General features: G+C 46.0%; 16 protein-coding genes and 2 pseudogenes. 10 read left to right on the forward strand and 8 right to left on the reverse strand.

Features of this window, described 5'->3' with window-relative positions; translation table 11 throughout:
- The first annotated feature begins 4 nt into the window (after positions 1-4).
- From PT300_06640 to PT300_06655, 4 genes are all read left to right on the forward strand, one after another.
- Positions 5-523 carry a fimbrial protein gene (locus PT300_06640; GenBank protein MDF7680291.1) on the forward strand — a complete coding sequence of 173 codons (519 nt, stop codon included), beginning with the start codon at positions 5-7 and terminating at the stop codon, positions 521-523.
- Positions 524-535: 12 nt separating this feature from the next.
- Positions 536-1042 carry a fimbrial protein gene (locus PT300_06645; GenBank protein MDF7680292.1) on the forward strand — a complete coding sequence of 169 codons (507 nt, stop codon included), beginning with the start codon at positions 536-538 and terminating at the stop codon, positions 1040-1042.
- 184 nt (positions 1043-1226) lie between these two features.
- Positions 1227-2186, forward strand: a complete 960-nt coding sequence (locus PT300_06650) for a fimbrial protein (protein ID MDF7680293.1) — start codon at positions 1227-1229, stop codon at positions 2184-2186.
- An 826-nt stretch (positions 2187-3012) separates the two neighbouring features.
- Positions 3013-3852 carry a fimbrial protein gene (locus tag PT300_06655; GenBank protein ID MDF7680294.1) on the forward strand — a complete coding sequence of 280 codons (840 nt, stop codon included), beginning with the start codon at positions 3013-3015 and terminating at the stop codon, positions 3850-3852.
- Positions 3853-3973: 121 nt separating this feature from the next.
- On the opposite strand, the pseudogene PT300_06660 reads toward PT300_06655, so the two are convergent.
- Positions 3974-4665, reverse strand: a pseudogene (locus PT300_06660) (IS1 family transposase).
- Positions 4666-5312: 647 nt separating this feature from the next.
- Between PT300_06660 and PT300_06665 the strand changes: the two are divergent.
- Complete coding sequence (locus tag PT300_06665) at positions 5313-7199, forward strand: hypothetical protein (GenBank protein ID MDF7680295.1); 1887 nt, start codon at positions 5313-5315, stop codon at positions 7197-7199.
- Between the two features lie 84 nt (positions 7200-7283).
- On the opposite strand, the gene PT300_06670 is transcribed toward PT300_06665, so the two are convergent.
- Both PT300_06670 and PT300_06675 read right to left on the reverse strand, forming a co-directional pair.
- Complete coding sequence (locus PT300_06670) at positions 7284-7919, reverse strand: DUF421 domain-containing protein (protein MDF7680296.1); 636 nt, start codon at positions 7917-7919, stop codon at positions 7284-7286.
- A 9-nt stretch (positions 7920-7928) separates the two neighbouring features.
- Positions 7929-8375, reverse strand: coding sequence for a DUF3290 domain-containing protein (locus PT300_06675; GenBank protein ID MDF7680297.1), 447 nt, complete (start codon positions 8373-8375; stop codon positions 7929-7931).
- A gap of 641 nt (positions 8376-9016) precedes the next feature.
- Between PT300_06675 and PT300_06680 the strand changes: the two genes are divergently transcribed.
- Complete coding sequence (locus PT300_06680; protein ID MDF7680298.1) at positions 9017-9418, forward strand: PTS sugar transporter subunit IIA; 402 nt, start codon at positions 9017-9019, stop codon at positions 9416-9418.
- Positions 9419-9585: 167 nt separating this feature from the next.
- Here PT300_06680 and PT300_06685 read toward each other — a convergent pair whose 3' ends face one another.
- Positions 9586-10581, reverse strand: a complete 996-nt coding sequence (locus tag PT300_06685; protein MDF7680299.1) for a LacI family DNA-binding transcriptional regulator — start codon at positions 10579-10581, stop codon at positions 9586-9588.
- Between the two features lie 421 nt (positions 10582-11002).
- Here PT300_06685 and PT300_06690 point away from each other — a divergent pair.
- From PT300_06690 to PT300_06700, 3 genes and pseudogenes are all read left to right on the forward strand, one after another.
- Positions 11003-12249, forward strand: a pseudogene (locus tag PT300_06690) (MFS transporter).
- A gap of 18 nt (positions 12250-12267) precedes the next feature.
- Complete coding sequence (locus PT300_06695) at positions 12268-13701, forward strand: glycoside hydrolase family 32 protein (GenBank protein MDF7680300.1); 1434 nt, start codon at positions 12268-12270, stop codon at positions 13699-13701.
- A 106-nt stretch (positions 13702-13807) separates the two neighbouring features.
- Complete coding sequence (locus PT300_06700; protein MDF7680301.1) at positions 13808-15190, forward strand: carbohydrate porin; 1383 nt, start codon at positions 13808-13810, stop codon at positions 15188-15190.
- Between the two features lie 35 nt (positions 15191-15225).
- Here the strand turns inward: PT300_06700 and PT300_06705 are convergent, their stop codons facing one another.
- Positions 15226-16152, reverse strand: a complete 927-nt coding sequence (locus tag PT300_06705; protein MDF7680302.1) for a LysR family transcriptional regulator — start codon at positions 16150-16152, stop codon at positions 15226-15228.
- Between the two features lie 131 nt (positions 16153-16283).
- Here PT300_06705 and lysA point away from each other — a divergent pair, with 131 nt between their 5' ends.
- A complete protein-coding gene (lysA, locus tag PT300_06710; protein ID MDF7680303.1) occupies positions 16284-17546 on the forward strand; it encodes a diaminopimelate decarboxylase in 1263 nt (420 codons plus the stop codon).
- 15 nt (positions 17547-17561) lie between these two features.
- On the opposite strand, the gene galR is transcribed toward lysA, so the two are convergent.
- From galR to PT300_06725, 3 genes are all read right to left on the reverse strand, one after another.
- On the reverse strand, positions 17562-18569 hold the full coding sequence (gene galR, locus PT300_06715) for an HTH-type transcriptional regulator GalR (protein ID MDF7680304.1): 1008 nt from the start codon (positions 18567-18569) through the stop codon (positions 17562-17564).
- 137 nt (positions 18570-18706) lie between these two features.
- On the reverse strand, positions 18707-19825 hold the full coding sequence (locus PT300_06720) for a DUF2961 domain-containing protein (GenBank protein MDF7680305.1): 1119 nt from the start codon (positions 19823-19825) through the stop codon (positions 18707-18709).
- Positions 19826-19840: 15 nt separating this feature from the next.
- Entirely contained in the window at positions 19841-21100 is a 1260-nt protein-coding gene (locus PT300_06725; protein MDF7680306.1) for an oligosaccharide MFS transporter, read from the reverse strand.
- Positions 21101-21196 lie beyond the last annotated feature (96 nt).

Consider the following 21196-nt stretch of genomic DNA (forward strand, 5'->3'; position numbering starts at 1 on the left):
ATACATGAGAAAATTACTTTGTCTGCCTTGCATTTTGCTGACACTGGTCGCGACCCATACTATCGCTGCGGAAAGCACCATTACCCTTAATGGTTATATGCATGATAATTCCTGCGAGGTGGATAGTCAGTCGGTCAACTTTGGAGTCGATCTGCTGCATCACGCGACAAAACAGCTGAATATTGTTGGGGCAACCACTGTCATGGTGCCATTTAAGATTGTGTTCTCTTCCTGTGGTGCTTCAACAACAAATGTCCGCATCGGTTTCACAGGCACTGCCGATGGCGACGATCCACATTTGTTAAAAAATGATGGTAGTGCCAGCGGGCTGGGGGTAGAGATTCTTGATAGCGATAAAAATATTCAGCCACTCAATGCGCTGCAAACCTCGATCAGATGGACACCATTACGGCCTGGTCAGTCTAATATTGTGAATTTTTATGCTCGTTTGAAGGCAAGCCGATCACCGGTAGTGGCCGGTATAGTGCAGGCAACAGCGACGTTCACTCTCGAATTTCAATAAGCGGAGGCGGGTATGAAAAAGGCTTATGCGGGATGGTTGCTGGCGGGGTTACTCAGCGTCGCTTTCTCCCTGCCAGCGGCTGATGTGACGATCACCGTGAATGGCCAGGTGGTGGCCAAACCTTGTGTAGGAAGTGTAGTAAATCAACAAATCAATCTGGGTGATTTCTATGCCTTTAATCAAGTCAATGTGGGGGATTTTTCGCTATCCCATCCGATTGTGTTTTCTATGAGTGGTTGCCCTGTTGGCACGTCGCGGGTCACGGCGACGTTTGATGGCACGATGTATAACGGTACCCACTATTTCCAAAATCAGGGAACGGCGACCAACGTTGCGATTGAACTGCTGGAGAACAGAAACAGTGGTCCGCTCGGTAAGGGTAGCCGGATGACGGTCAATGTTAATGATCCCAATATGGACGCCGTGTTTTCATTATGGGCCAGAGTGGTGACGGTTAATGGTCGTCCGACTCAGGGTACGATAGAGACTGTCATTAGTGTGATTTATACCTATGCTTAAAGCGGCGTGAGGCAGATAAAAATCTGTCTCACCTCGCTGTTCCTCCTGCTGTCTGGCGCGGAAAGCGTGCCTGGTGCATGTCCTTCAGTTTTTGTGCACTGTCTGTAGCTCTATCTGGCTGTCCTCAACAATGCCTGCCTGCCAGGCTCTGATGAAAGGAAGATTTTTTTAAATCTAAGACATTATGAATAAAAACGTTATTCTTTGCATAGCACTATTAACCCTGACGAATCATGCCAGCGCCTTTCTTTGTCAGGACCCGGAAAATAATGATATCGAGGTTCCTGAAACCAGCGTGACAGAAATCAGGACGGTCGATCTTCATATCGACTTACCATCCACCATATTACCTAATGAAAATGTTGTCATTGATATGGCAAGTTTTATTAAATGCAGAAATATTGATCCCGGCGGTCGACGTGATCAAGTTCGATTACGGGCGGTGTCAAGCGGTACGCCGTTAAACAAGCTTTCTGGTATCGTCGACTATTATGGCAGTCGTTATCCCTTCCCGTTGAACTACCAGACACAACAGGTAGATATCCCCGGTTCAATGAGCGACTGGAAAACAAAATTAACTCTCTCGCCGGTGACGAATGCGAGCGGTATTGTGATCAATGCTGGCGACCATATTGCGTCGTTTGTTTTAGAGCAAACGGGTTCGAATATATCGGATGGAGGAGATGTTAAGACCGCTGTTTTTACATGGAAAGTGATTGCCAGGAATAGTGTCGCGATACCTGTGGGTAGCTGCGATGTCTCCGCCCGTAATATAGCGGTAGAGCTGGAGCCTTACTCTGCTGTTATCAATCAGGGGTTAGTGACGACACGCTCTAATCCGGTCGATATCCCACTGACAGTGCGTTGTACCGCAAACCAGAATCTGGGATATTATATTTTCGGTAAGTCAGAAGGGAGTGATCAGACAATATTCACCAATAACGCCGCCAATCCGGCAGCGGGAGTGGGGATTCAGATTTTTAATCTGAATGGTGCGATTGCTAACAATAGTATCATCCCACTGGGGGTAGTCGGCAGGTCGCCAGTAGACCTCAAACTAAGGGCAAATTACGTCTATACCGGCGGTAAGGTGACGGCCGGGAATGTTCAGTCCATTATTGGTGTAACATTTGTTTACCAGTAATAGTGAGATAACAAGTTGTTTATCTGACAGCGTTATCTGTTTTCCAGCTTAGCGCGTGATTCTTCGCTACAGGATCGCGGCTCTCTCCGTCCCATACTCCGGTATGGGCGCTTATATTTCAGCGCTGTATACCTCCCTGTCAGGCTAATTTACTTGCCATCCTGGCTCTGAATCCTCATATGCTACGCTTTTTCCAGACTGGCTGCGCCAATAACGCCTGATGAGCCAGGCTCTTATTCCCCCAGACACGGTTCAGACGGTTTAACGATTGCTGAACATGACTATTTTTACGTTATTACTGTGCGCCAGTTATTCTGATTGTTATATTTCGGCACGAATAACAGAATAATCCTAAAATGGCCTAATTATCCGTTGGTATTAATTAACGATATTTCATGTTTACTATCATTTATTTTTATCATTTCTCTTAATTATATTTTTCAGATAAATATTTGTTGCTTTTTAATTGATATTTTGTTGATAAAATGTATTTTAATTTTATTTTGTAATTTATAAGTGATTAAAATGTTTAATAATTGATTGCATTGGTAATGAAATGGTAACGTATCATATGATTGATTTTTTTTATTTGTTATTGCGAATCATAATTCGGGCGATTAAAATAATGGGATTACCTGAGTAATATATAATATTAATTAACAGATTTTATACATATCTATAAATATTTTATCGCAAAGGCACAAAACTAATAGGAAGATTATTTTTAATCTAAAAAATAATGAGAAAAAAACTAATTCTTTTAATCGCGATATTAACTTCAGTTAATTACGCTTATGCTTTCACGTGTCAGGACTCCGCAGGACATGTGCTGGTATCTAATTCCGCATCGGAAGTCAGCCTTTTTATCAATCTACAACCGACGATATTACATAATGAAAACTTAGTGGTTGATCTTGGACAGTCGATTACATGCAGAAACGATAACCCAACCCAACGACGTGATGTGGTGAGATTAAAACGTGGCACATTCAGTGGCCGATTATCAAATTTTACCGGTACGGTAGAATACTACGGTAACAGACACCCTATCCCGTTAACCACAGAGACAGCCGATGCTGTCGTGGGGGGAGTTATGGAGCCGTGGAGACTCAAGTTGCTGCTCACACCGGTTGATGCAGCGGGGGGGATTAAGATCAACAGCGGAGAGATGATCGGCACGTTTGTTTTACATCAGACTGGTTCGAACCTGGTGGGAGGTGGTAATATTCGTGTTGTTGATTTTACATGGAATATCTATTCCCAGAACGCGGTGATTATCCCTACCGGGAGTTGCGATGTCTCTGCGCGTGATATCACGGTTAATCTCCCCGAATATTCCAGTATCAATGCGAAACAGTCCATCCCATTGATGGTGCATTGTGCGAGAAATCAGAATTTACACTTTGTGCTTTCCGGAACCACTGCAGCGGGGAGTAATGGAATGATATTTACCAATACGGCATCCTCCTCGGTAGCGGCCCGTGGGATGGGGATCCAGTTTTTTCATAATAACACACCAATATCGGCGAATAGCGATGTCCCGCTGGGGACAGTGGGTACTTCACCTGTTGATATCGGACTGGCTGTAAACTATGAACGCACAGGTGGTCCGGTGGTCGCTGGGCAGGTACAATCTATTGTTGGCGTTACATTTAAATATGACTAAGGGCCTGGCCCGTTAGGTTGGTTTACTTGTTATTCTGGTTCTGGACAGTGCCCGAAATTTTCGTGTTCCACCTGTGCGTCGCAGGTTTTCTGGGTGGTGTATTCAATATGTTTATATTGTTTCAAACATAATATTCGCGCTCAATAAAAGTACCGATGATCCTGTCATGCATCTCAACAGATTTTGAGTACCCCAGGGTCTTACGATTCAGTCGCTTTAAGCGGTTACGCAGATTCAGGTTTTCCCGTTCAATCCGCTGCGTGTAAAGCTTACCCCTGATATGTTTTTTATCCGGCAGTATGTCATATGCGCTGAAGTTATCGGTACACCAGAAGGCGACATGAAAACCTGACAGTAATCTCAGTAACCTGCGCAGTGTCTTTTTGCTCCTGCGCCCAAAAGTAGGCGCAATAATACGTTTGAGACGAGGCTCCCACGCATACCACAGCCAGCGTTGCTGCTTTTTACTGCCAGCAAAAGACCACATCTCATCCACTTCACAGATAAGCTGGATTTGCAGATTATCCAGCGGCAATGTGGTTACACATCGTGGCGCGAGTTTTTAAAGTGCGGACAACGGCAGATGCTGATATGCAGAGTCCGTGCGGTATCACGGATACCGGCATTATTCATAGCAAGGTCAACAATTTGTTCTTTCATGCCGGGGTGGCAGGCTCGATAAGCGTAATCGGTCTGGAAAGTACGACAGCATGACTGACAACGATAGCGCTGAAATCCGGACTTACCCAGGCCATGCTTTTTAACGGGTTCAGTTTGTTTACAAAACGGGCATGCTACGTCAATTTTAGCCATCTGGTGTCTCTGATAAAAAGAGCGATTATATAACATGATCAATATGTTGAATACATGACCAAAATGGCTGCATCAATAACCAAGTGGGCCTGGCTCTAAGTTATTCAAATATCGCTATTAAGTTATTTAACTGTAAAATAATCGCGATCTGTATAACAAAAAACATAGCTAATAATAGTATATTGTTTTATTGATAATTAAAACAGAGACAGTTAAGATAATCATGCTATGCAAACTATGATATTAAAAAACCGTTATCTTATTTGATATGTATTGTTAAGAGCACGGTAATAGAGATATTGCGGCGGCAGGAATTTTGTCTCTTAACTTAAGAGCTGATAACTCAGAAACTGATTATTGTAATATTAACGTCAGTTAATTACTTCTGCATTTCCATCAGTATCGGCTGACAATCCCGCAATCCTGGGTCTCTATGTACCTTTAACGTTAATGATCTCATATAAAAATAACACGTTAGCCGTAAGCTATGATAGGGTTATCTTTTCAGTATTAATATCTATCGTTAATAATGCTCTTTCATTCGCGGGTTGGATTACAGGCCCGATAAAATTGAACAGATAATGGTTGGCAACAGATATTCGTGATGATGGTGATATTCGTTTATTGATAAAATGAAGGTATAAGATATGAAAAAGAGGCAGATCTGGTTGTTCAGCTTTTTCAGGCCGTGGGATTCAGGGGCAGTCAGTGTGATGTTCGCTATGATGCTTCCTGTATTAATATTATTTTACTCAGTGGCATTTGATGGCGCAAATTTTCAAAGTGGTCGTGCAAGATTAATTGATGCACTTAATCAAGGGGTGCTGTCTGTTGCGGTGACCGACAATCGTAATGAAACGACAGAGAATGTTGACGACAATCTTACGGCTATTAACAATTATATCTCTTATTATGTATCTGAAGCCATTGTTAAGAACGATAATCTGGCAGTAACAGTAAAACAGAATTATAATAGTAAAAATCAGTTATCGTCAGTAGATTATATCGCACGTGGTACAATCAGGATGCGATCATTAATCAGGGACCAACAGGCTGATTTTAACTCGGAAGATAAAGTAGCCAGCTTTACATCGATAGTCGATATATCTGCTGATAGCTCGGCAGGGATTATCAGAAAAGGTGGCCTGGAAGAACGAAAAATGGGGACAGATTTTGCCTTTGTGGTCGATTTTTCATTATCGATGAAGAACCGGGCATCAAAATTTGCACCAGAAAAACGTCGTATTGATATGTTACACCGTGTTATTAATGACTTTAATAAAAATATCTTAAAAGATAACCCATCAGGTACTGATGCGATTGGTATCGTACCTTTTTCTGTTGGCGTTCCTGAAGTTCTGCCGGGAGAAAATATATTTGGTGGCACAATGACAACCTGTTCTTATGGCGGTAAGTTGCTGGATGAATATAACCATGTCGATATGAAATTCTGGTATAACAAAGCGCGTATCGCGACCAGACCGGTTGCAGGGGGTGATGAAGATGATGATGGCGAAGATGATGGAGAGGATGAGGATGATAGTGAAGATGAAGACAATGAACAGCTTGAGGAAATAGATGAGTTTACTCAGGCTTATCGTTATGACACTTCCTTATATAACTGGTATAAATATGTTGTCGCTCCTGCCCATGGCCTGGCAACAAAAACTGCAATGGATGACATGGTCGCCAGAGGCTGGTGTGAAAAAAATGATTTTAAAAATACGACAGAAGCGAGAAAAGCCGGTAAAGCACGTTATTATAGCTGTGATGCCGACCCCCGCTCCAGGATGTCGAGGCATTATGGCGAATTTAAGAGAACGCGGCTGGCAGCACATCGGCTGATGTATTATACAAGAACGAAAAAGACACTTTTTAATGCTAATACCATCGATTTTGACGGTATGTTTAAAGATGGTTATATCTTCTCAGATAAAGGTGTAACAAGATATCAATATCATCATGATTATGTCAGCAGAAGACCATTTCCTTATGATTGTCGGGCAGCATTTGGCTCAATTACCCGCAAGAGAGCGCAACGGTGGTTAGTATCGAAAGATTTACCCTATCATTATCTTATTGAATTAACTAATAATCCTTCTGAGATTGATAAATTCCAGGATATGACTATCTCCAATCAGGGGTTGACTTATGTGACATCGGGTCTGTTACGCGCAGTGCCTCTTATCGCAAAGGGTAAAAATCCAAGAAAAGCGATTATTGTTATCAGTGATGGTCGCGATAATATCGGTAAAAAATTATCGCAAAAATTATTCGTTGACTATCAGGTATGCGATAAAATAAGAGATGGACTAAAAGTTTATTCTGCCGGACCCACGAAAGAAGCAGATATCTATTTTATCTATATTAACTCAACGAACCAGAAGAAGGTGCTACAGCTGTGGCGCGATAACTGTACTAAGAATGTCTATTTCGCTGATAATTATAAGGATCTGCTTGATATATTGATGACAATTAGTAATAACTCCCAGCCAAATACTCACTTTATCAATGCTGATGAGTTGAATAGCTGAATATAAGCCTTGGGGACTGAGATAACTCATCCAGGGCATTCGCGGTCAGAATGCCCTGTTAATGAGTAAAAAGCTGACAGCGGTTTATTTTTTATATCCATATAAATTAAGTTTGCCAGATAAGTATTCGCCCAAGTAAATCTCATTGATTTTATGAAAACCTTGTTGCGAAATTTCTCCTTCTAACCATTCACAATCTTTATTGATAATTTCCAGTACGTCATTGTTGGCTAAACCATCAACAATAATCGGATAACGAATGTTTTCATCACCACTTTCAATAATAGTAAGTTGCCCGTTTTGTTCAAGCACTACACGTTTGAGATGTTCGACCTCGTAAACGCCATTAGCTCTTAATTTAAACATCAGATCGCTGGCAGAAACGCCATTACTTAAGCACTCTTTGACATCAACATTACCGTTATAGATTAAAGTAATCGGCTGGCCATCGACAATTCGTTTCACCAGACGATTATTTTCTTTTAAAAACTTAAGAATAAATACCAGTAAGGTCCAGATGATGAGTACCAGCACGAATTGCAATACAGTAATCGATTCATTGTAGATTACGCCGCCAATAATGCCACCCAGTACGTAGTTCTGAATTTGATCCATCGCTGAAGAGGGAGCTAAGTTACCTTTTCCCATCAGGTTTATTTGTATTATCAGGCACAGGATGCCCAGCCCAAGCTTGATAATAATGGGGGTATAAATGAGCATTTTATTTCCTCATTGTTTGATAATGCTGATAGTGGGATTAATGAGCCATGTTTCCATTAGATTATAGGTGCGCTGGTCAGCACTCAAATTGACCCGGTAATATTTCTCATTAATCTTAATAATGATGCCATCAACCAGCTGTACGGAGCTGGAAAAGATGTCATCGACACTGACATTTTTCTCTTTCGCCAGTAACCTGACAAAATTCACCATTTGTGAAGATTTTGAGTGCATATTTTGACTATTTGTATAATCGGCATACTGTACCCCAGAAACAAATAGTAAGAATAAGAAAGCAATAATAGTGAGATCGCGATATTTGGTTTGCAGACGATGACGCATATATAAAATAAAAGCGGTAATCAGGACAAACAACGTACTGAAAATAACAATGTATTTTAAATAGTCATTGAGGTTCGACTGAGTTTGCAGATAACTTATGCCATAAAAATTCATTAAAACCACCATTCTCAATTATATAATGCTGTGAATAATTATAAGCATAGTAAATAATGTTACGGATTGTGTGCCAGAAGTTGATTTTTTTGTATACGCGAACATATCAATATGATAAATAAGCGCCAGGCAGTCCGAGGCTGGCGGAGAACAGCACAGAGAAACGGTAGTCTACCCGCATGGGTGAGGATTTCGGCCACTGCCCAGAGCTAAAATAGTCTGAAGAGCCAGGCGGTTAGCCACTATTAATATCATCGATAATTATTATTTTGTCTGACATCAATACAGGATCGATTACCAGGAATAAAATCATCAGCTTGTCGGCATAATCTTTCTCTGGATACCTTGTTGTGTGTTAAAAAGAAGGTTATATTGTGATCCTTGCTGATACGCTATGGTAAGCGTAGCCAGCATAACATCAGGAAACGGTAACATATCCGAGGTCAAAGGATGCTACGCATCCGACAGGAAATAGCATGCAATAGTCATATATATGAATAAAGCACGATAGATATACGAATAACGCAAAGGAAGCAATAACAATCACTGGCAATATAATGTATAACGATTGAATCATTTTGTGTTGTATTAATGGTGCCGGCTTGATTGTTCTGATTATTAAATGGTGAGTATTTATTTTTATGAGTAAAAATCTATGGGTCTTTATTTGTACGCATGGTGATCTGAGCACTGCACTCATTGATTCTGCAGAAATGATCGTGAATAAATTGGATGATTTTTATCCCTTTTCATGTTTCCCGGATTCTGAGCCAGAATATTTTAGCCGTCAGATTGAATATAAATTACAGCAGGCTCCCGGACCCGTTTTATGCCTTGTTGATTTAATCGGAGGAATGCCCTGTAATCAATGTATCAGACTTTCACAACATTATGATTTGCAGATTGTATCCGGTGTCAATCTCCCGATGTTGCTGGAATTAAATGATGTGCGTAATGAATATCCATTATCAGAGCTGATTAAGTATTGTCTTGATGTGGTATCAACAAGCAGTAAAGATGTCTTGTCTGAACTCAATCAGTAATTAATTTCAGAACATGTTTTCTTCGCGCCTGGCCCATCAGGCGTTATTGACGCGGCAGTCTGGACACGGACAGCGCGGAGAAACCGCAGCGTACAGGTCGTACGTGAGGATTTCGGGCATTGCTCAGGGCTAAAATGGCAAGTCAAATAGTCTTATGGGTCAGGCCTTCAGTGCGAGGTCCTCGGTAGCCACGGGCTGGCGACTTTAATGGTTTGCTGATGATTTTCGCCGTTGATAATATGAAGGGCGCTCAGCCGCCCGATCTCATAATGAGGAAGCTGTACCGTTGACAGTGGTGGCAGAAAAAGATCGCCAATACCGACCATATTATCATATCCCACCACTGCGACATCCCGCGGAATGCTTAATCCTTGTGCCAGCAGTGTCTGATAGACCAGCAATGCGATACGATCATTGCCACAGATCACCGAGTCAAACAGGGGAATACCCTCGCGCATCGTGGAAAGAACCATGCCAGGGATATCAAGGTAGTGCTGGTCGCCATAGTTCAGGTAGAAGGTACTGAAGTTATCCGGATTGATCCCCGCTTCCCGACAGGCTCGCTCCAGTCCCTGGCGACGGCGACGGGTAGCGGGATGATCGGCGGGTAAGTGTAAGCACAGCGGATGACGATAACCCGCGGTCAGCAGGGCGCGTGTGGCCGTATACTGCCCTTGTTCATCATCAGGAATATAGCTGGCAACCGGGTGATTTAGGCTTTCGCAGTTAGCCAGCACACAAGGCAGGGTCAGTAATTTATCCGGCAGTGGAACCTGACGTAAGCCCATTGTGGTGTAAATGATGCCATCCGGACGATGAGAAAGCAGTAAATCGACGATATCTTCCGCCTGATCGTCGGAAAATAGATTCACTACGAAGCTGTTCCAGCCATGTGCACGGGCGGTCTCTTCAATGGATAACGTTATCTCTACCGAAAAGGGGGTCGTCACCGTATCCAGCGCCAGTACGCCAATTGTATTCGGTGTGGCGTGAGCGCCACGGACTTTTTTAGCGGAAAGATTGGGAATGTACTGGGTCTCGGCAATAGCGGCCTGTACGCGCGCCAGGGTTTCCGGTTTCAGCAGTTGTGGTGTGTTCAGGGCGCGTGAAACCGTCATCAAAGAGACATTTGCCCGCCTGGCGACATCTTTCAGTGATGCCATCGTTGATATTCCATTATGACGACGCTGGTGACATAAAACCCACCCGGGCAGATGACGAATCGTGGAAGCAAATCGCGTTCTCCTGCTGATGAAAATAACTGACCATGCTGCATTACGGTATTTCTGATAAAAATCATCATATTATATCATAGCTAACAATCTGTTCGCTGGTTATTGTAGCGCTAAAACAGGGGCGAAAACAGTAACGGGGCAATGTGACATACTGATGTAAAAGGTACATATTCTGCGCTATCCACGGCAATATCGTTGCAGTGGATAAAATATTGATCTTGATCGCACCCTCACTATGTTAACATTAACTTTATGTGATTAACATCATATATCACGGACAAACGACATGATTTATGTTTTTTGTTAACGTTAACATACGTTCATTAATCCTCCCCTCGATGAGAACGTAATGATGAAAGCTCGCCCTGCTCGTAGTTACCCGTTACTCAGTGCCTTATTATTTTTCTTCTTCGTGACCTGGTCTTCGTCCGGTTCGTTGCTCTCTATCTGGCTGCAACAGAAAGTCAATCTTGATCCGGGGGAGACCGGCATGATCTTTTCGGTACTCTCTGTTTCCGCCCTGTTTGCACAAATTTGTTACGGTTTTATTCAGGATAAACTGGGGCTGCGGAAAAACCTGTTGTGGTATATCACGGTACTATTAATCCTTTCCGGCCCCGCGTACTTATTATTTGGCTATCTGTTAAAAATCAACGTCCTGGTCGGTAGCCTGTTTGGCGGTATCTATATTGGCTTAACCTTCAACGGTGGCATTGGCGTACTGGAATCTTATACCGAACGTGTAGCGCGCCAGAGTCAGTTTGAGTTTGGTAAAGCGCGGATGTGGGGATCGATGGGCTGGGCGGTAGCGACCTTCTTTGCCGGGAAACTCTTTAATATTAATCCGAACCTTAACTTTATGGTTGCCAGTTGCTCTGGTTTGTTGTTTTTTATTCTGTTAGCGCGACTGCATGTCTCTTCTGCGCCACAGGCAATGCAGGAAGCGATATCAGGTGGCAAAATCACCTTTGAGGATGCGTTGCGCTTGCTGATGTTGCCGCGCTTCTGGGCACTGATCTTTTTCGTGGTCGGAACCTGTATCTACGGTGTCTACGACCAGCAGTTCCCGGTCTATTTTGCTCAGCAATTCTCTACGCCGCAAAAAGGGAATGAGATGTATGGCTACCTCAACTCTTTCCAGGTGATCCTTGAGGCCGCGGGAATGTTCTGTGCTCCGTGGCTGGTGAATCGTATCGGGGCGAAAAATGGCCTGATTTTTGCTGGCATGGTAATGTCGTTGCGCATGGTCGCTTCCGGACTGGTCGAAGGGCCAGTATTGATCTCTTTCGCCAAACTATTACATGCCGTGGAGCTGCCCGTATTGCTGGTTTCGATCTTTAAATACAACAGCTTAAATTTCGATAAACGTCTCTCCTCAACCCTGTATCTGGTCGGTTTTGCCTGCACCAGTTCTGCGATTTCTTCGGTGTTGTCAAAAGTTGCCGGGGATTGCTATGGAATATATGGCTTTGCTCACACTTATCTGGTGATGGGTGTGATGGTGTTCTGCACGACATTTATCTCTGTATTCTTACTTCGTCCCACCCCACCCCACCATCAGCCGAACCGCTGATACCACAATCGACCACTATCTGAAGACAAAGAGTGAAAATAATGACTGACTTAATCGCTAAAGCTGAGCAGGAAATTGAAGCGAAACAGCCGACTCTGAATCGGCGCTGGTATCCACGTTACCATCTTGCTGCACGTGCTAACTGGATTAATGATCCGAATGGTCTGGTGTGGTTTGATGGCTGGTATCACACCTTTTATCAGCATCACCCGTACTCCACGCAATGGGGGCCAATGCACTGGGGGCATGCGCGGAGTCGGGATTTAGTACACTGGCAGCACCTGCCGATAGCACTGGCACCCCAGGGACCGGAAGATAAAGAGGGCTGTTTCTCCGGCTCGGCGGTGGTGGATGGTGACACGCTGGCGCTGATTTATACCGGGCATAAATTCCACGGCGATCCGGGTGATGACGATAACCTGTATCAGGTGCAATGCCTGGCGACCAGCCGTGATGGTATCCATTTTACACGCCAGGGAATGATCATCAATACGCCGCCGGGATTACACCATTTCCGCGATCCCAAGGTGTGGCGCGAAGGGGATAACTGGTACATGGTGGTCGGTGCGCGTGTTGGCGATCAGGGACAAGTGCGTCTGTATCGCTCAAATGATCTGCGCCAGTGGCATGATGAAGGGATACTTGATCAGGCTGAAGAGCATATGGGCTATATGTGGGAGTGCCCGGATTTTTTCCCACTGGGCGATAAATATGTGTTGATGTTCTCGCCACAAGGACTGGTTGCCGAAGGTTATCAAAATCGCAATTTATTTCAGAGTGGTTATCTGGTGGGTGACTGGCGGCCAGGTCAACGTTTTGTGCGCGAAAGTCACTTTCGCGAACTGGATCACGGCCATGATTTTTATGCGCCCCAGAGTTTTACCACCCCCGATGGCCGACGAATAATCATTGGCTGGCTGGATATGTGGCAATCGCCAATGCCAGAACAGCAGGATGGCTGGTCTGGCATGCTCTCTTTGCCGAGGGAGCTGACGCTAAGTGACGATAACCGTGTGTTGATGCGTCCGGCAAAAGAGGTGGAGACGCTGCGCGGTAGCGAGTTGTCCTGGCCGGTAAGCGTGCTGAAAGATCAGCAGATAATGGTGCTGGAAAAGGCCGCGGCGCTGGAGGTGAGCCTGCACTGGGACTGTGCTAACAGTAGCGCCGAGCAGTATGGCCTGAGTTTGGGGGAAGGACTGCGAATATATGTCGATGCGCAGATGCAACGTCTGGTGGTCGAACGTCACTATCCACAATACGCGTTGTGCGGAACGCGAAGCGTGCCGATTGATCTCAGGCAGTTACTGAAATTACGCCTGTTTTTTGATAGCTCCTCTGTCGAGGTTTTTGTTAACGAGGGGCAAGCCTGCTTGAGTAGCCGTATTTATCCGGATGATGATCACCGTGAGATAGCGCTCTTCGCCTGGGGCGGAACGGCGGAGTTAACGCAGGCCAGTAGCTGGCAATTAGAATAAATAATTAGTATCTGCCCACTCATCCGTCTACTGTAATCGACGGATGAGATTTTCACGCATGATCGACAGTTATTAATGAACAATATCTGCTAAAAGGGATGTGTCGATGAAAAGAATATGGTTAGGATGTTTATTCATATCGTTATTACTCTCTGAAGGATATGCCCAGGAGCCGCTTTCGCTGGAAGCCCGGCTGGCACAAATGGAGCAGCGGCTGAAAGCAACAGAAGAGCGCGCGGCCAAAGCAGAGGCTGAAATCCGCGCCCTGAAGCAGTCTGCCACCGATCCTGTGGTATCGGTCGGTGATCCACCACCACAAACCGTCGCACTCAACCCGCCCGCTCCCACCACTCAGCCCGTATTACAGCTCAATGATTATGGCGAATTAAAATTCTATGGTGACGTTGAATTTAATATGGATGGTGCCAGTCGTACCGGTAGCCTGACATCAGTCAAAACCAGCGCGAATAAAAACTGGGCACCGGGCGATAAAGAGCGCTGGGATATTAATGGTCGTATTCTGTTGGGCATTGATGGCTTACGTAAAGGTGCTGACGGCAATTATGCCGGATTCAGCGCTCAGCCGCTGGCCGATATGACCGGCAAAATGAATCTGGATGATGCGGTATTTTTCTTTGGCCGTGAAAATGACTGGAAAATAAAAACAGGTCGCTTTGAGGCCTATGATATGTTTCCGCTCAATCAGGATACCTTTATTGAATATTCTGGTAATACCGCCAACGACCTCTACAGTGATGGTTATGGTTATATTTACATGATGAAAGAGGGACGAGGGCGGAGCAATAGCGGGGGTAATTTCCTGTTAAGTAAAACACTGGGTGACTGGTATGCTGAACTGAACATGCTGGTAGAAGATGGCAGTACGCTGTTTGTGGATAAAAATTATCACGGTAATGCCCTCGATAACCGTAAAAACGTCATTTACGCGCGTCCGGTTATCGCCTGGCAATCGGGGGCCTGGTCGGTGGCGGCAGCGATGGAAAAAAACCTGGTGAATAACGCCTATGGTTATGAAAATGCCAGCGGTCACTGGATTGATCAATCCGATCGCACAGGTTACGGAATGACCATGAGCTGGAATACCCTGCAGGCAGATAGCGAAAATGGCGCCATTGTTAACCTGAATACCGCTTATCTTGATGCTAATGATGAGAAGAATTTCAGCGCCGGTATTAATGCTCTGTGGCAGCGGGTCGAACTGGGCTATATCTATGCACATAACAAAATCGATCGGTTCAATATCTCGGGTATCAATGTGGTATGTGGTAACAACTGTGCGATCCTGACGCCCGGTCGATATAACATCCATACGATCCATACCTCCTGGCAATTACCCAATATCATGGATATGAACAACTTTAATATTTATCTTGGCGCTTATGCCTCCTGGCTGGACTCGTCAGCGGAGAATAGCGGTGAAGCAGATCGACGTTATGGTGCGCGTGTTCGCTTTAAATATTTCTTCTGATTAAGCGGTCACGCGAAAAGCCTGGCCGACAGGCTCTAAGTCTGATTAAGCACCGCCTCCAGTGAGTGCTGAATAGCGGCCAGGTTGTTTTGCAGATGGGCAATAAATGCCGTGACCAGTGCCGAGTCAGGGCGGTGTTGCGGGCGGATCAGATTGACAATAAACGGTACATCAATACTAAAGCGCCGAACGATAACCCCGCTCGCGGCGTAGTCGAGAGCGGTTAACGGGTTGACGATTGAGATGCCCGTACCGGAACGCACCAGCGCACAAACTGAAGCCGCGCTATGGGTCTCGATAATCATCCGTCGCGGCACCTGATATTCAGTAAACAGGGCATCCAGTAACTGACGATAATTATCCGTTGGGGAGAGACTGATATAGTTTTCGCCAGCGAAATCGCCTGGTGTCAGGACGGCGTGACGGCTCAGTGGATGGCTCTGTGGCAGCACACAGACCTCATTAAGTGTTAACAGCGGGATATGTTCGGTTCCGGCGGGCGGATACAGGGTTTCGGTCAGCCCCAAATCATAACGTTGTGCCGACAGCCACTCCTCCAGTAACGGTGACTCCTGTGGCACAATCTGCATACTAACGCCGGGATGACGTGCCAGAAAAGGTTGTAACAGCAGCGGCAGAAAAGACTGAGAAAAAACCGGCAGGCAGGCAATGGATAACTCTCCCTGATGAAACTGGCGCAGGCTTTCCGCCGCCCGGCTGATGCGCGCCAGACCATACCATGAACGCTGAACCTCTTCGAACAGACGCAGTCCCTGTATGGTTGGCTGTAAACGGCCACGGGTACGCGCAAACAAGCTCAGGCCGATGATTTTCTCAAAACGCGCCAGTTCACGGCTGACGGTAGGCTGTGAGGTACGCAGCAAACGTGCTGCCTCAGTCAGATTGCCGGTGGTCATTACGGCATGAAAAATTTCAATATGGCGCAAATTAATCTCTGGCATGTGACTCTCGATCGGCTACGGATACCTATATCATTTTTGCATAGACGAGTGATAAAACGATATTTTTTATTCTCCTGAACCTATGGCGTAATGATCACAACAAACGATATCGATCACGCATGGAGCCCCTGATGCCACGTCCTCTTGACACCACCGATACTGATCTGAATGCCGCCAATTTATTACGTCTGGTGAGGGAATCGGGCAGCCCGCTATGGGTGTATGATGCGCAAATTATTCGTCAGCAAATCGCCCGGCTGAGACAGTTTGATGTCATACGCTTTGCGCAAAAAGCCTGCTCAAATATCCATATTTTAGCTTTGATGCGCGAACAAGGGGTGAAAGTGGATGCCGTCTCGTTGGGGGAAATTGAGCGCGCGCTGGCAGCAGGGTACGATCCACAACATCATCCCGATGATCTGGTGTTTACTGCTGATGTCATTGATGAGGCGACCCTGCAACGTGTCAAGGCATTGCAAATTCCGGTGAATGTCGGTTCGCTGGATATGCTCAGCCAGCTAGGAGAAGTCTCGCCCGGCCATCGCGTCTGGCTACGTATCAACCCCGGCTTTGGCCACGGTCACAGCCAGAAAACTAACACCGGTGGCGAAAACAGTAAGCATGGTATCTGGCACAGCCACCTGCCTGCGGTACTGGAGATCCTGCGCCATTATCAGTTACAACTGGTTGGGTTGCATATGCACATCGGTTCCGGCGCAGATTACGCTCATCTGGCGCAGGTTTGTGGCGCAATGGTACGTCAGGTGATGGCATTCGACCAGGATTTACAGGCGATCTCCGCAGGCGGTGGGTTATCGATCCCTTATCGCGATGGAGACGAAACGATCGACATTCACCACTACTACGCCCTGTGGCATGCCGCCCGTGAGCAAATCGAACAGCATCTGGGCCATCCGGTAAAACTGGAAATTGAGCCAGGACGCTTTCTGGTGGCTGAATCCGGCGTCCTGATCTCCCAGGTGCGCAGTGTCAAAGAGATGGGAAGTCGCCATTTTGTGCTGATTGACGCCGGTTTTAATGATTTAATGCGCCCGGCGATGTATGGCAGTTATCACCATATCAACGCACTGGCGGCAGAAGGGCGTGATCTCAGCCAGGGTCCGCTAATGCCGACGGTGGTCGCCGGGCCATTGTGTGAATCCGGCGATGTCTTTACTCAGCAGGATGGCGGTAAAGTGGAAACCCGCCTGCTGCCAGAGGTGGTGCCGGGAGATTATCTGGTATTGCACGATACCGGTGCTTATGGCGCGTCCATGTCCTCCAACTACAACAGCCGCCCGTTACTACCGGAAGTTTTATGCGACAAAGGCCACGCGCGGCTCATTCGGCGTCGTCAGACTATCGCTGATTTACTGGCGCTGGAACAGCTGTAATTCCTGTCAGCCTCATCACACTGGCTGGCGCGCCATCACCGAGTGACGGCATACCAGGGTTGGGGTAAACAGATGCGTGATCTCCGGTGCCGGAAGCTGTGCTGCCAGCGCGAGGGCAAGCTCTGCCGCCTGAGTCGCCATCGTGACAATCGGATAGTGGACTGTGGTCAGCCGGGGATATATATAACGGGAGATCAGTGCGTCATCGAAACCGATCAGCGATATCTCCCCTGGCACCGCAATACGATTATCATTCAGAACCCGCATTGCACCAGCAGCCATCGCGTCATTATAACAGGCGAGGGCAGTAAAATTCCGGCCTCGCTCCAGCAGTTCGGTAATGGCTTGCTCACCCCCCCGTTCATCGGGTTGCGCAAACGTGACCAGCCTCGGATGAGCGGTTAAATTATGCTCTTTCAGGGCGCAATAGTAGCCTTGCAGTCGTTCCTGCGCATCGGAAATGGCATGACTGGAGCATAAATAACCAATTTGCGTATGTCCGTGCTGAATCAAATAACGGGTGGCTATTTTCGCCCCATAGTGGTCGTCCAGCGCCACACAGCGCTGTTCAAAGCCTGCCAGGACGCGGTTAATTAATATCATGCCCGGCATCTGTTTCATTAATCCGGTGAGCTCATCATCCGGGATCATTTTGGCATGGACCACCAGTGCAGCACAGCGATGGCGCATTAATTGCCCGATAGCCTGACGCTCTTTATCGATTTGATGATAACCATTCCCAATCAGTAAAAAATGACCGGTGTGATCAGCGACGTGTTCCACCGCTTTAGCCATCGCACCAAAAAAGGGATCAGCAACATCGCTGACCACCAGTCCCATCGTCTCGGTTGATTTCTGCGCCAGCGCACGAGCGTTGGCATTGGGATAATAATGGAGTATTTCCATTGCCGCAGTGACCGATTGCCGGGCGGCATCACTGGCTTTAGGGGAGTGGTTAATCACCCGGGACACCGTCGCGACGGAAACACCCGCGAGGCGGGCCACATCCTTTATCGTCGCCATAAGCGCTCTTTTCAGGTAAACGGTTACATGATGGCTATGTTACGGAAAAGAGCCATAGATTCAAGCTATCTGGCCGCTGTTGTCATGCAAAGGAAAATACGCCGCGTGGATAAGCGCGGCGTATAAGATAAAGGCGATTAACGCGGGCGGCGCTGTTGCTGATCAGGAAATTCAGGATTCTGATTATTGCCGGGGCTTTGATACCAGTAGGCGACGGTGGCGATATCATCCTGACGTTCATACAAGCGGATATCATCATTACCGATCTGCTGAAACGTCACTTTAATAGCCTGATGAAAAGCGATCGGATCCGGTAAATGCCAGCGATATAGCCCGTGCATCGGTAATGCGTCGTCACCAAAACCGTGTACCGGGTTAGCATCACCGGTCTGAAAAAAATCACGGGTATGATCACGCTTTGACTGCCACGGATAACCGACATATAAACTTTGAAAACAGGTTGCTGAAGCGTGACCGGACTCATCGCGATGATGGAAAGCCCAGGCACCGCCAAAATAATCTTCTGAACCGGTCGAGTGCTGAGTCGGGTAATCGGTATCACCATCGAGGTAAAACTTAAATTCGCCCTCACCCCACCAGTAACGCTCCAGGGCGGTCAGTGCCAGATAAGTACCGACGTAATAACCATATCCCTTAATATTATCCAGCAAAGTATAATCTTCGCCGGCGACAGTCACCCATTGCCGACGCCACTGGGCGTGGAAATAGAGCGGGTCATGAAAAGGTTCTGTGACCAACGCATAATTAATAGTAAAAAAGAAGTGTTCAATATCAGCCTCATGCTGATTAGTGATCTCTATTCTTGCACATTGATTAAATGGCATACGGAAATAGCAGTTAAATCCTCCGGTCGGGTTGACCGCGATTGGCACTGAATTAATCTCGCAGCGGGCACCAAAACCATTACAGAAAAAATCACCAATCGGTGACTCTACGGAGGGTATCGTTTCGCCATCCCAGTAAATACGAATAACCACATCACGCAGCACAAAGCTACCACGAGCGGTTTTATCGGTTAACGTCAACCAGATATGGCGGATTTCCGCTGGCCCTTTTATTTCAGCAATCGTCACCGTTTTCCCCGCCGGAAGGCGGATAAAACCGCTGCCTTTTCGCCCGCGTCCTAAATGGCTTGCGGCCATACAGGATTGCCCTTTTTCACCACTGCGATTTTCAGGTGAAATCGTCCGGGTTTGTTCATGATGAAAGGTAGTAACAGAACTTAACAGGCTCATAATATTCTCTCTGATTCAAGATGATAGCGATGGGTCATTGTCGGTGATACTGCATTGCAGCGTTTTACCATGCTTAAGAAAGCGAATCGCAAACAGCATGAATGCAATAACAATGAGTCCCAGTCCTTTAAAAGTGGTCGCCGGGCCGACCCGATCATAAAAATGACCCGCGAGCGTGGAAAACAGGATCACGCCGACCGAGCCCGCCACCTGATAACCAACCAGAAATACGGTGGCCGATAAACGAGAGTCAAAATTGATGGCGATATATTTAAACACTGCTACCAGTACCGTCGTAATTTCCAGACAGTGCATTAATTTAATCACTGAGATAAAAAACAGCGAGCTGGTATAGCCGGTCATTAAAATTCTTGCGGCAGAAACACCTGCGGCAAAGATCAGTGCATTTTTGGCTCCAACTTTATTGACGATAAACGGTACGGTAAACATCACGCCCGCTTCCAGAAATACCTGTAACGAATTCAGCATGCCATATATTTTATATCCTTCACCTTCATCACCAAACAGGTGAGTAAAATAGACCGGGAATAATTGCTGATCATAAATATTATACAGGCTGTATGTGCCTAATACATAGACAACAAAGATCCAAAAATCCCTGAGTTTAAACACAGTAATAATCTCTTTTGTCGTTAAAGGATTGTGTGTCCTCATTGATTCGCTACGCACCTTGTGCATGTCAGGTTTGAATGTCAGATTGAGAATCATAAATAAGACACCAACCACCGATGCTGCCCAAAAATTCAGATGTGGATTTCTGGCGATTAAAACGCCAGCCAGCAACGTGCCACAGGCATAAGCAATGCTACCCCAGGTGCGCACCTGGCCAAACTCAAAACCAAATGCCCGGCTAATTTTTTCGCAGTAAGAGTCAATCAGCCCCATACCGGCAATCCAGCCAAAGCCTAAATATATGCTACCCGCGATGACGCCAGGGTAAAAATGGTGGCGCAATAAAGGTTCATAGACATAAATAAGGAAAGGTGCTGACCCGGTAATGATAATGCTCTGAAACCAGACCAGATTCTTCTTTAAAACTAGCTTATCCTGCACGACGCCATAGAAAAACATGATCAGCAATGCGATAAAGAAATTGAGCGAATAAACGATCCCGGTTTGCCTGGCACTCAGGCCAATCTGGTTGCTTAACCAAATGGCATAGAAAGAAAAAACCAGACTTCCGGCGGCATAGTAAACCATGCTATAACATGAAGAAAACCAGTAATTAGCGTCACGGTAAAAAGCGCGATTCATGATGCTACTCCACCAATATAAGGTGAATGAATCATGAATCGCTAAAAATTTAGCAAAAATGTTCAATGTCCAAAAACGTGATATCGATCAATCTTC

The sequence above is a fragment of the Enterobacteriaceae bacterium ESL0689 genome (assembly GCA_029433525.1).
Taxonomy (GTDB): domain Bacteria; phylum Pseudomonadota; class Gammaproteobacteria; order Enterobacterales; family Enterobacteriaceae; genus JAQTIF01.